Annotated in this window: 10 protein-coding genes; 2 read left to right on the top strand and 8 right to left on the bottom strand. The window is 60.6% G+C overall.

The genetic code is table 11. The features are described 5' to 3' along the window. The first annotated feature begins 13 nt into the window (after positions 1-13). A complete protein-coding gene (locus tag ACILSR_RS14855) occupies positions 14-508 on the top strand; it encodes a hypothetical protein (RefSeq protein ID WP_395750569.1) in 495 nt (164 codons plus the stop codon). Beyond that, a complete protein-coding gene (locus tag ACILSR_RS14860) occupies positions 505-1,671 on the top strand; it encodes a hypothetical protein (RefSeq protein ID WP_395750570.1) in 1,167 nt (388 codons plus the stop codon). The genes ACILSR_RS14855 and ACILSR_RS14860 overlap by 4 nt, the downstream gene beginning before the upstream one ends. Positions 1,672-1,773: 102 nt before the next feature. Here the strand turns inward: ACILSR_RS14860 and ACILSR_RS14865 are convergent, their stop codons facing one another. The 8 genes from ACILSR_RS14865 to ACILSR_RS14900 form a co-directional block, all read right to left on the bottom strand. Continuing rightward, complete coding sequence (locus ACILSR_RS14865) at positions 1,774-2,958, bottom strand: DUF1080 domain-containing protein (RefSeq protein WP_395750571.1); 1,185 nt, start codon at positions 2,956-2,958, stop codon at positions 1,774-1,776. A 55-nt stretch (positions 2,959-3,013) separates the two neighbouring features. After that, entirely contained in the window at positions 3,014-3,415 is a 402-nt protein-coding gene (locus ACILSR_RS14870) for a hypothetical protein (RefSeq protein WP_395750572.1), read from the bottom strand. A gap of 11 nt (positions 3,416-3,426) precedes the next feature. Then, the gene (locus ACILSR_RS14875) at positions 3,427-4,773 is read right to left on the bottom strand and encodes a sulfatase (RefSeq protein WP_395750573.1); all 1,347 of its coding nucleotides are present in this window, start codon (positions 4,771-4,773) and stop codon (positions 3,427-3,429) included. 50 nt (positions 4,774-4,823) lie between these two features. Beyond that, positions 4,824-6,074, bottom strand: coding sequence for a response regulator (locus ACILSR_RS14880; protein ID WP_395750574.1), 1,251 nt, complete (start codon positions 6,072-6,074; stop codon positions 4,824-4,826). 14 nt (positions 6,075-6,088) lie between these two features. Continuing rightward, positions 6,089-8,740 (bottom strand): ATP-binding protein, encoded by a 2,652-nt coding sequence (locus ACILSR_RS14885; RefSeq protein WP_395750575.1) that lies wholly within the window; start codon positions 8,738-8,740, stop codon positions 6,089-6,091. Next, the gene (locus ACILSR_RS14890) at positions 8,733-10,181 is read right to left on the bottom strand and encodes a class I SAM-dependent methyltransferase (protein WP_395750576.1); all 1,449 of its coding nucleotides are present in this window, start codon (positions 10,179-10,181) and stop codon (positions 8,733-8,735) included. The genes ACILSR_RS14885 and ACILSR_RS14890 overlap by 8 nt, the downstream gene beginning before the upstream one ends. A 141-nt stretch (positions 10,182-10,322) precedes the next feature. Next, positions 10,323-11,579: an OmpP1/FadL family transporter gene (locus tag ACILSR_RS14895; RefSeq protein WP_395750577.1), complete on the bottom strand. Its 1,257-nt coding sequence runs from the start codon at positions 11,577-11,579 to the stop codon at positions 10,323-10,325. A gap of 16 nt (positions 11,580-11,595) precedes the next feature. Next, a complete protein-coding gene (locus ACILSR_RS14900; protein ID WP_395750578.1) occupies positions 11,596-12,243 on the bottom strand; it encodes a response regulator in 648 nt (215 codons plus the stop codon). Positions 12,244-12,270: the final 27 nt, after the last annotated feature.

The raw sequence follows: 12,270 nt of genomic DNA on the forward strand, positions 1-12,270 counted from the left end.
TAAAAGCATTGCCATGAAACGAATCCTTCTCATTGCGGCTTTGGTTCTCCAGAGCGTCAGCGTCTGGTCGCTGCCTCAGGGAGGCGGCTTTTTCAACATTGGGAAAGACGAGGACGGCACCACTCTGGAAGACTGGTTCCGCGTCGATTCTCACTGGTCGCCCACAGCCGTGCTCCCCGGCACCTGGTCCGATGTACAGGGCAGTCCGAACATCAAGCAGAACCCTGTGGCCGGCAATGTTTTCGGCGTGCCCGCCACACGCGCGATGGTGGAACGGAATGCGCAGGGCGTCATCACAGCGGTGATCGCGGAATTTGACGCCACAAAGCAGGACGGCGGTCCCGCGGGGCTCGCCAGACGGCTGACCACCAGCATTGGCGTTTATCAGGGCAACACCAGCTGGACCACACAGTTCAATGACAAGGTGAATGTCGGCAAGGAACTCATCGTCACGCTGCACCAGCAGGGCAGTCTGGTGAGCGTGCGCCTCACCCGTGCGCACTCATGAGCCTGCGCTGGCCGGTTCTCTGCGGGCTGCTGCTCTTCTGCGCCAGTGTGCGTGCGGAGGACGAACTGCTGACGGTTCCCTCTCACTGGCAGGATGCGGAATTTGCCGCGCTGTTTCCAGCGCCCGCGGTGCCGGCGGAAGGCATCTCCCGAGTGACGGCGAAGCAGCGGCTGCAGCTGTTTGGCATTCAACCCATGGCCGTGGATGCGCGCATGGTGCATGGCGCTGTGCACTCGATCAGCGTGGTCGTTTTCGATGCAGGCAGCTTCTTCGGCTACGAGAACTCCAATCTGCCGAAGGGCGAAACCTTTGAGCAGGGCAAGCAGCGCTTCGACAAGGAATTTGACGAACGCCACCAGGCCGTGCTCGCCGGTTTAAAAAATCTCGCCAAATCCGGCAAGGGCGCGGGCGAGGACATTCTGCTGGGCAAACGCAGCGGGATGAATCTGCAGGCAAAGGTTTTTCAGCTGCCGCAGGGAGCCGCCCGCCTCATCAGCTATGAGCATCAGCTTCTCATGGTGGATTTCTTTCGCAGCGAGGCGGATGCGAAAACGCTGCTCGTGCCCGTGACCATCGCGCCCGCCAAGGTGGTCGCGGACAGCACGGAGCGGCGTCTGCCCGTGGTGCCCATGGTGCCGCAAGGAAACCGCGGCTACTGCGGCGTGGCCACCCTGGCCATGGTGGGCGGCATGCTTGGCCTGCAGCCCGGCGCGGAGGAGTATGCCGTGCTCAGCGGTTTTCAGTACGGCATCGAAACCAAGTCAGACATCCGCGAACTGTTTGGCAATGTGGCGCAAGAGGCTGGCGTCAAGGCGCAGCGCTCACCGAAGTTCGATGCGGCGAAAATGAAGGCGAGCATCGACCAGGGCATGCCCGTGGTGGTCTTCCGCTGGTGGTCAGAGGAGCGCGACTTCATCCACTCCGCCTACTCCGCACGCATCGCCCGTGGCGAGAAAGCAGAATTGCCTCCCGCCAGCATGGAAGACCATAAATCCTGGCCGAAGAAAAGCCCCTTCACCCACGCCTCCATCGTCAATGGCTATCGAGCAGACAAACGCGAGGTGATCTTCACCGAAAGCTGGGGCGAGCAGGCCCGCAACCGCCGCATGCGCGCCGAGGAGATGGAAGGCACCTCCTACTACGCGGTGTATTTCGGCAAATAAAAAGCCCTGTTCCCGCTGAACAGGAACAGGGCTGCTAGATGTGGAACTGCGTGGACTCTGTGTGCTGCGAGAGCGCACCTTTGTTGCACAGCAACAAAGCTACTACTTCTTCTTCGGCTGCGGCTTGGGCTCCCAATCTTCCACTTTGATGATGGCCTCGAGGTCCTTCTTGGCAGAGATGTCTTCGGGCAGGATCTTGAACTTGGTCAGGTAGCGCAGCGCCTTCGTGACCTGCATGATGTCGTTCTTCTTGGTTTCGATCTTGTCCGGGGGCACTTCCTTGATCACGCCGACAAAATCGCCCAAGGCGGCGAGAGCGGTTTTACGGGCTTCAGCGTTGTCCGCGTAGCACAGCGACTCAAACAGGTGCAGCATCTTCTCGTTGCCTTCCATTTTGGCGGCGGCTTCGCGGATGCCTTTGGCGATCTCTTCGCGCTTGGCGGCGGTTGCTTCTTCCGTCATATGGCTGGCTTCGCCGCCATCGATCGCACGCTTGGGCAGCGGGCGGTACCAGATGTTGCGGTAGCGCACGGGGTTGCCGTGGTCCTGCAGTTTGAGCGGGCCTTTGTCCGGGAAGGCGCGCGGAGAGGAGCGCCGCATATGGCCGCCGCCGCCTTCCAGCGGCGTGTGGTCCTGCGTCAGCACGCCGTTCACAAACACGGTGATGTAACCGGGGTCCAGCTCCTTGCCGTCTTTGAAAATCGGGCGGCGGAACACGATGTCATACACCTGCCACTCGCCAGGAGCGCGCAGCGGATTGGCCATCGGCGGGTTGATGCCGTAGATGGAGGAGGCCATGCCATCGGGGTAGCTGGGGTTGTTGTAATTGTCGAGCACCTGCACTTCGACCTGACCCATGAGGAAGACGCCGCTGTTGCCACGGCCCTGGCTGTTGCCTTCCACTTTGGAAGGAGCACTCCATTCAATGTGGAGCTGGCAGTCGGAGAACTCTTCCTTCGTGCGCACATAGCCGCTGCCTGGCACGCACTGCAGCACGCCGTCCTTCACTTCCCACTTGGTCGGCTGCGCCGGGGTTTTGTCGGCCTGCCATTTTTCGATTTCCTCGGGCTTGCCGCTGAAAAGAATCACGGCATCCGAAGGCGGAGTGCCCGGCTTTTCCTGAGAGCTGAAAGTGCCCGGCTCCACTCGCACTGGCTGCGGGCGGTTCATGTCGTGAATGGCCCATGGGTGCGTCTTGTCCGGCGGATCGCCGTAGAATGCGCCATCAGCGAGAGCAGCAGTGGTGAGCAGGGAAAGACCGAGAGTGTGAAGCGTGGTGCGTTTCATGGTGGGAGGAGAGAGGTAGATGGGAAGACGCGGGGAGCAATGGGGATTCGTGAGCTTATCGATGCATGAAAGCTTTCTCCGCTGTGAAAAGCCAGCGCCCGAGGAGCTTGCCCCCGATCATCGTGGAGCCTTGGATCGAATCATACACTTCAAAGTTGATGATGCTTCCCAAAGGCATGACACGACGCAGATCACAAATCCAGTTCAGGACCGTTTGCCAGTCCAGCTCAATGTTTTGGATGAGAATGCTGGTTCCACGCTCTCCGAAAAACAACGAGGTGGTTTCGAAATCCCAGCCCGGTCGTCCCAGTGCGATCAGCTTTTCATGAGCTTCTTTCTCGGTGAGTTCTTCGAATAGAAGTGCCTCGGGTGAGGAAGGATGTTGTTTCAAACACGCCGCGAGTTGTTCATAAAACGACTCGGGACTGACCTCTGTGACTGTCGAGTAAATGTTCATGAATCAGACATTCACTTTACCCAGATCTCGCGCTCGGTGGCATCGATCTCGGCTTCCCAGGCTTTGAGTTTGGCTTTGAGGTCGGCGAGGATGTCGGGGTGCTGGTAGCCGAGGTCGGTGCGTTCGCTGATGTCGTCGTCGAGGTTGAAGAGGAGATCCATGGTGTTGCCGTCGTTGATGTATTTCCAGGGGCCCTGGCGGATGGCGTGCTGCTTGCGGTTGGAGCGGTCGATGCGCCAGTAGAAGGTGCGTTCGACGGGCTTGGAATCTCCGGTGATGAGGGGCAGTAAGTCGATGCCATCCAATGGTTTAGGTGCAGGCTCCGTCACTCCGGCGGCGGCGAGGAAGGTGGCGTGGAGGTCCATGGTGATGGCCATTTGGGAGGTGACTTTTCCCTTCGGCAGCTTGCCGGGCCAGCGCATGAGGCAGGGGACGCGGATGCCGCCTTCCCACAGGGTGGCCTTGTGGTGGAAGAGGGGGAGATTGCGGCTGAAACGCTCGCCGCCGTTGTCGCTGGAGAAGACGACGAGGGTGTTTTCGGTGATGAGTTGTGTGTCTAATTCGGCAAGAATCATGCCCACGCCCTTGTCCATGCGCTCCACCATGGCCTTGTAGATGGCGCGGCTGCCTTTGAGCATGGTGTCTTTCGTCACCATGGGCGTTCCGGGCGCATCAGGTGCCTCAAAGGGCGAATGGACGGCCAGATGCGGTACATAGAGGAAAAAGGGGCCGGATTTGTGATCGCGGATGAATTTGACGGCGCGGTCGTTGATGAGGTCGGTGAGGTAGCCTTCGCGCTTCACGGGTTCGAGGCCATCGCGCAGGGCATAGGTGCCGTCGTAGTAGGTGTGCTTGTAGTAGTCGGCGTGGCCGAGGAGTTCGCCGAAGTATTCATCGAAGCCGCGCTTGGTGGGATTGTATTCGTCCTTGTAGCCGAGGTGCCATTTGCCGAAGGCGCCGGTGGCGTAGTTGGCGGTCTTGAGGCGCTGGGCGATGGTGGTCTCTCCGAGCGGCAGGCCGAGGCCGTGGATGTTTGGTTCAGGAACCCACTCGCCTTTCACGCGGCGGAACTGCTCGACTTGATAGCCGAAGGCGAACTCGATGCCGCAGCGCTGCTGCCAGCGGCCGGTCATGAACCCGGTGCGCGTGGGGGTGCAGACGGGGGCGTTGGCGTAGAAGTCGGTGAACTTCACGCCCTCGGCGGCGAGGCGGTCGATGTTCGGCGTGGCGATGTCCTTGCAGCCCATGCAGCCGAGATCGCCATAGCCGAAGTCATCGGCGAGGATGAAGACGATGTTCGGCGGCTGCGCGGCGAGGAGGACGGGGCAGAGGAGAAGCAAAAATAAAAATGTGCGCATGGCCGCCTATATACGGCGGTTCTGCGCACATTCCATGCAGGTCAGATCGATCAACCGTTGGGAAGCAGGCGCTCCCAGAGGATGTCGTTCATCAGCACATTGGTGATGAATTCACGGCTGCTTTCAGCGGGCTTGACCGGAGCAGGGGCGGCCGCCGGGATCATGATGTCGAGGATGAGGCCCTTGGCGGTGCGCTGCGAGGTGATGCGACCGCCATGATGATAGGCCAGGAAGAAGGTGCCCATGAGGGTGAGTCCGGGGCCGTCCGAGTTCGAATCATCCGCGGTGAAGAAGGGGTCAAACACGGAGCGCATGATTTTGGCAGAGAGGCCTGGGCCGTCATCGGTGAGGGTCAGGTGCAGAGCTCCGGCATCCGCCGCTTCGGTGGCTGTCTTTGCAGTGAGCGTGACGTGCGCACCGGAGGAGAGCAGAGCCAGCTCCGTCTGGAGCAGCAGGTGCAACATCTTCTCGAATGCCGGACGGCTGACCTGCAGCGCGGGGAGAGCGCCTGCGGCCTCGAACTTGAGCTCGATGCCCTTGGCGGTGAAGGCCGAGCGCTGCTGCTCGATCAGAGACGAAAGAACATTTGCGGCATCGATTTTCTGCTCGGCGCCGGGGGCGGACTGCAGCTCGCCAAGAAGATCGCCGATACGGCCGGACTGGCGCACCACATGGGCGTGGAAGTCTCTCCAGAAAGTGGCCTGACGCATGCGGTCGAGGTCAAAGTTCTGCTGGCCGAGCCTGCCGGGAGTGATGTCGAGGAAGGCATGCACGGCGCGCAGCGGCTGCTGCAGGTGCTGGTTCAAGCCGGCTGCGATGACACCCATGCCCATGACGCGGTCGGTGATGAGCATGTTCTGCAGCACGGAGAGTTTTTCGCGCAGCAGTTCGTCACGCTCCTGCTGGAGGATGTAGAACTCCATGGCGCGGTGGAGCGTGTTACGCACATCGTCCATCTGGATGGGCTTGGAGATGTAGCGGAAGATGTTGCCCAGGTTCACAGCCTCAACGGTGACGTCGTAGTCGGCGTAGGCGGTGACCATCATGCGCACGAGGCGGGGGCGGAGCTGGCGGGCACGTTCCAGCAACTGCACGCCCTTTTCTCCGGGCATGCGCTGGTCAGAGAGGAGGACGCCGATGTCTTCTCCATGCTGCTCGATGAGCTTCAGTCCTTCCGCGGCGCTGTTGGCGGTGAAGATGCGGAACTCGTCGCTGAATGTCTTCTCGAAATATTTCAGCGCTTTCTCTTCGTCATCGACATAGAGCACGGCATAGCGTTTGAGGTCGTATTGGTTTTGCATATGGAGGTGGCCTTCTAAGAGGAGGAGTGGATGTTGGTTGTGCTGTCGGCAGAGGGTAGTTCCAGCAGAAACTCGGTGTACTCGCCGGGCTGGCTGCGCACCTCGATGCGCCCTCCGTGGTCGGCAATGATGCGGTTGCAGATGGAAAGTCCGAGTCCCATGCCCTGGCCCACGTCTTTGGTGGTGAAGAAGGGATCAAAGATCTTGTCCCGGATCTCCTGCGGGATGCCGGGGCCGTTGTCCTTGATGGAAAAAATGATCCTGTCCCGGCGTGGCTGTGCGGAAAGCCGGATGCAGCCGGTCTCTCCCTCCGGGTATGTTTTGGTGGCCATGGCGTCGATGGCGTTCTGAATGAAATTGATGAGCACCTGCACGAACTGGTTGCTGTCCCCGCGGACTTCGAGGCCTTCGGGAATGTCCACCTCCCGCTGGATGCCGTCCTTCCACACATGGGAGAAGAAGCGCAGACCGGTGGAGACGATGGTGCGCAGATCAAAGGCGTGATTGAGCTGGCTGGTGTTGCGGGTGAATCCGCGCAAGTCGGAAATGATCTGGATGACGCGGTTCACGCCCTCCTCCACATCCTTGACCGTGTCGACAAAGTCGGCGCGCTCTTCTTCCGGCAGCAGTTTGGCGGAACGGCTGATGATGCCCAGGCCCTGGCGTGCGTAGTTGAGCGGATTGTTGATCTCATGGATGAGGCCGGCGCTCAAACGTCCGAGAGAGGCGAGCTTTTCATTCTGCACGAGCATGGACTCGGTTTCCTTGATCTGCTCCAGGGCGGATTCGAGCTGCTGCTTCTGGACGACGAGTTCTTTCTGGTAGGTGCCGGAGTCCACGAGATTCTTCAGGCGCACCATGATTTCGGTCAGGGAGAAAGGCTTGGGCAGGAAATCGCTGGCCCCGGCCGCGAGGCATTCGAGCTTGGTCTTCTCATCCGCCCGAGCGGTGAGCAGCACCACGGGGATGGAGCGGGTGGAAATGCGGTCACGCAGCTCGCGGCAGACCTGCAGGCCGTCTTTTTCCGGCATCATCATGTCGGAAAGAATGATGTCTGGAAGGAACTGGGCGGCCTTTTCCACGGCCTGCTGTCCGTCCACGGCCTCCAGCACCTCAAAGGTGCCGCTGAGCTGGCTCTTGAGGAAACGCAGCATGTCAGGCTCGTCGTCGGCAATGAGAAGCTTGGGCTTGCGGCTGCGGCCGACGCCGGTCTCGACGGGGCGCATGGTGGCCTGGAGAGAGGTCATGGCCGGGAAGAGCTCGGCGCGGCGGTAGAGGTCCGCGATCCAGTCTTTGTTCTGCGGCGCCTCGGCGCCCGTTTCTTCGGGCTCTTCTTCGAGGGCTTCGGTGCCCGCGGGTTCACCCTGCCGGAGCGGGAGGCTGACGGTCATGGTGGTGCCTTTGCCGACCTCGCTGGTGGCCATCACGTTGCCGCCTTGCACTTCCGCGAGTTCTTTGACGAGGGCCAGGCCGATGCCCATGCCCTGAAACTTGCGCTTGGAGGAGGTGTCCGCCTGCCAGAAACGATTGAAGATGTGCGGGAGCTGATCTGCCGGAATGCCCATGCCCGTGTCCCGCACTTCCACCACCATATAATTGTCCGACTTGGTGGCGCTAAACGTCACGTGACCATTGGAGGCGGTGAATTTGAGGGCGTTGAAAAGCAGGTTGAAGCAGATGCGCTCCAGTTTCTCGGGATCGATCAGCACCATGCCGAGGTCTGCGTCCACATGGGAGTGCAGATTGATGCGCTTGTCCTTGGCGACGGCGCTGACGGCGTTGGCCATGCCGCTGATGAAGTCGCTCACATTCACGCGCTGGGTGCGGACCTGGGCGGTGCCGGCTTCGAGGCGTACCAGATTGAGCAGATCGTTGATCAGCTTCAGCAGGCGCATCGCGTTGCCATGCATGGTGTTCATCAGCTCCAGCTCCTCCCGCGGGCGGCTGGATTCCGCGCGCTGGATCAGGCTTTCCAGGGGGGCGATGAGAAGCGTGAGTGGCGTGCGGAGTTCGTGGCTGACGTTGGCAAAGAAGCGGCCCTTCGCTTCATCCAGCTCGGCGCGGTTGCGATCCAGGTCATGGCGCAGCTTGAATTCGGAAAAGCGGATGGTGTTGTAGAACCAGGTGCCGGCCGTGGTGAAGACACCGGTCACGAACAGGAAGTACAAGTTGTTGAAGAAGATGCTGCGGTTGGTGATGGGGCCGTGGAAATAACAGGCCAGGAGGTATGAAACGATGGTGAGGGCCACGACCAGGATGCTGTCCTGCAAGGTCCAGCGCATGAGGATTGCGGCGCCAAGCATGACCAGGTTCAAACCGGCGTAGTAGGGGGATTCAGCGCCGCCCTTGGCGTAAATCATCCAGGCGATGCCCCAGAGCAGAGGCATGGCCATGAGCAGGCCGAGAAGGCGGTGCATGCGCTTGCCCCAGTCCGTGTTCAGAGCCATCCACACGAGGATGCTGACCAGGGCGGAGATGATGCGCGCGGGGAAAAAGCGCCGCACGCCCTCCTCCTGAAAGACCACATAGTCCAGCGAGCTGCCCGCCAGCATGAAGACCACGGCGAGAATGCCGCAGAGCTGGTAGTTGCGGACGCGAATGTCCTGCTCGTAGGCCTGAAAGGTGCCTTTCAGGTTACCAGCTAAAACTGGAGACGTCTCATGCATCGAGGGGTTTGCGCACTTCGAGGAAGATGTTCACGCCGGTGGCGTCTGGTTTCACCACGGCGGCGCCGGGCGGCGCGCGATCGGGAGCGAGTTTGAGGAACTGCTCCTCATCACGATAAACCAGGTGCCATTCGGCAAGATATTCCATCCAGTTCCGCCAGGGATTGCTGGGGTGCACATTGGTGGCGATCAACAAGCCGCCGGGGGCGAGGAGATCATAGAAGATCTCCAGCAGGCGCCGGCAGATGCGGTCGGAGAGGTAGTCAAACAATCCCGCGCAATAGACCACGTCATAGGTGCCGGCCTGGGCCGCGGCACGGCCGGACTCCTTGAGCACCTGATGAACGGATTTTTTCTCGAAGCGAAGGCCGGTGCGGCGTCGATGGCGGTTGCGCAGATCTTCCAGAGACCGGGTGGTGTGCATGATGGTTTCATCATTGAAATCCAGCAGCAGCAGATCCGCCGAGTCCGAGATGGGTTCATGCGTGAGGAAATTCTGGATTTCCTGGGCGGGGCCGCAGCCCAGGTTGTAAATGCGTGCGACACGGTTCTGGGAGGCGGCGCGCGCGGTCTCAGTCTTGAGCTGCTCCACCAGGTAGACGATGCGGTTGCGGTGGGCGATCACCGGCGGGATGTCCAGGTACAGCTTGTTCAGCAGCTTGGCGAAGATGGAGCTGCCCTCGTACGGATCTCGCAGCATCATGCTCACCATTTCATAGTCGCCGGCATAGCCGAGGGGCTTGTGATAGGTGCGGTAAACAAAGGGGGCGCAAAGCACCAGCGGATGCAGCTGGCGCTTGATGTAGCTGCGGTGAACCGGCTGCTGGTCCGGGGGAATGATGGCGGCAGACTCCTCAAAGCGCTTCATCAAAGGATACACCGTGGGGACGATGGGCTCCTCCATCTGGAGGAGCACTTCGCGCTCCGCCTGGATGCGGTCTCCGGTGGGCAGTGAGCGGACGCCCAGCTCCACCTGCTCCATCCAGCGGCGCAGGTCTGAAAGCATGGTGTGCATGTCCGCCACCACGATCTTGAACTCCGGCACGACGCGGTAGCTTTTCTCCGTTTCGCGGAGGAACTCGGCAAACTCCGTCAGCAGGCGGCCCTTGTTCTGGGTGGGGGAGAGGATGTCGATGTCGATCCACCCTTCGTCCGAGAGGGACGCCTCGCAGATGAGCATGATGCCAGTGTTCACCAAATTGGCGATAGTGGCCCGGCCGGTGTACACCACGCGGTCGTTCATCATGATCCTGAAGTCGTTCAGCACTTCAGACAGCTGGACGATGCTGTAGGGATTGTAGACCTCGAACACGCCCAGATAGCGTGTGAGACGGTGCAAAGTGCCGCGTACTTCCGCCCCCTGGCTGTTGCGGCAGATGATGAAACTGAGGCGCTCCCCTGAGGGGGCGAGATTGGGCAATGAGTTATCGTTGTTCTCCATGGGACAGTTCCTCTGCTAAAGCGTTTTGTGCCGGAGTGACAACACAACTGTCCTTTAAAAGGAACGCCGCGCTGCGTGGCATGGCACCGCGAAGGTGCGGCAGACATAGGAGGTGAAAGTTCATTGTATCCTCGATGTGAATTAAAATCTCTGAGTGAAGCTGACAGCGAGCACATTCCACTCATGCTTGAGCCTGCCATCCAGCGGCGCGACGACATTGCCGCTGATGACGCGGACCGGACTCCAGACGTAGGCGTAGGTGAGGTCCACGCCGCGAGTCTTGCCGCGCCAGCCCACGCCCAGGCTGAAGATATGGCGGTCATTGGAGGGCGCCACGGGCGTGTAGTAGGCGGCGGGCTGCGCGTTTTCGGAGAAAAGGTAGCCGCCGCGCACGACCCAGTTTTCATTGAGCTGATAGGTCATGCCGGTGCCGAGGTCGATGGAGTTTCTCCAGCCAAAAACGGAACTGGTGGCACCGCCCAGAAGAGGCTGGTTGTTGCCGATCTGAAGGGGCAGGTCGTCATGGGATGAGTTGGCGGCCCACTTGAAGTCAAAGCCGACGGTGAAGCGGTCGGTCACGTCGAAGCCATAGCCCACCGAGATCGAGCCTGGGAAGGTCATGTCCGAGTTGAAGGTGCTGGACTGGCTCAAGCCCAGGCCGAGGAGCGCCGGCGGCATGTTGTTTGATTTGAAGTCACCGCCGAAATTGATCTTTACCGGCAGTCTTCCCACCACGGCAATGCGATGCCTCTTGGAGGTGGAAGTCCAGTTCACGCCGGCGTAGGCGCCCAGACCCCAGCCCTGACCATGCACCGAGACGTCTCCTTCGGGAGACCCCGGCACCCAGGCAGACCAGTCATAGAACCTCTTAAACTTCAAGTCCGCATACATGATGTCGAGCCCTGCGGCCACGCTCAGGTTGTCCGTGACCTTGACCGCCAGGGCGGGAGTGATGTCCACGGTGAGCAGTCTCGTCTGGTAGGGAAGGGCATAGCGGAGAGGGGCGGGCATGTTCTCCGGGTAGGAGGCGGCCATGCCATAGGGAGTGCTCACCCCGATGCCGAAGGAGAGGCGGCCAGGAATGATTGGCTGCACGAAGTATGCGCTGGCAGGAAAGATCCAGGGCCTGTTCATCTGCGCCGAGCCCCCGAGGTTGGAGTCAAAGCGGACGTCGCCGTACCAGAGCGCGGTATTGAGCAGCAGCTCGGCTTTGTCAGTCCGCAGAATGTTTGCGGGGGAAATCCGAACCGCCGAAGCGTCGGTAAGGTTGGCATACCTGGCGCCCACGATGCCCAGAGCCTGCGCGGTGTCCGGCACCACGGAGAGGGTTTCAGAGGCGTGCACCGCTGCAGCAGCGAAGCCGAGAACAAGGATGAGATTTGAGGCGCGTGCTTTCATGGTTGGTGGTTTCTGTTCAAGCCAGCCCGTTGGACTGGCAGTATCTGAGAATCTCGACCGTGCCTTTGAGGCCGGTTTTGCGACAGAGGTTGTGCTTGTGCACGGCGACGGTTCGCGGGCTGAGGGAGAGATCGAGCGCGACCTGCTTGAGGCTCTTGCCCCGTGCCAGCTGCATGAGCACTTCGAGCTCACGGTTGGAAAGCTTCTCATGCACCTGGCCGGAGGAGCCCTTGCGGATGGACCGGTCGGCAAATTTCTGGGCGAGCTCGCGGGAGATGTAGCTGCGTCCTTCCAAGGTGCTGCGGATGGCGTCAAACAGCTCATGCGGAGGCGCGTCCTTGGTCACGTAGGAGCGTGCTCCGAGCTGCATGGTGCGGGACACGAAGGTCTCCTCCTGATGCATGGAAACCGCGATGATTTTAGGCGGGACGGGCAGGGTGCGGAGTTCGGTGGTCAGCTCCATGCCGGAACGGTCTCCGAGCTCGATGTCCACCAGAGCGATGTCGTAATTATGCAGGCGGGCTTCCACCATCGCTTCCGCGCAGGTTCCGGTGGAAACCACCGTGGCTTGAGGGAACTCCCCCTTGAGCATGCTGGTGAAAGCCTCCCGAACCAGGGCGTGATCATCGACAACGAGAATGTTGAATGGAGGGGGAGATTGCATGAAAAGGGTTCAGTGCGCGCGGGGTGG

It is taken from the genome of Prosthecobacter sp. (assembly GCF_044222565.1).
Lineage (GTDB): Bacteria > Verrucomicrobiota > Verrucomicrobiia > Verrucomicrobiales > Verrucomicrobiaceae > Prosthecobacter.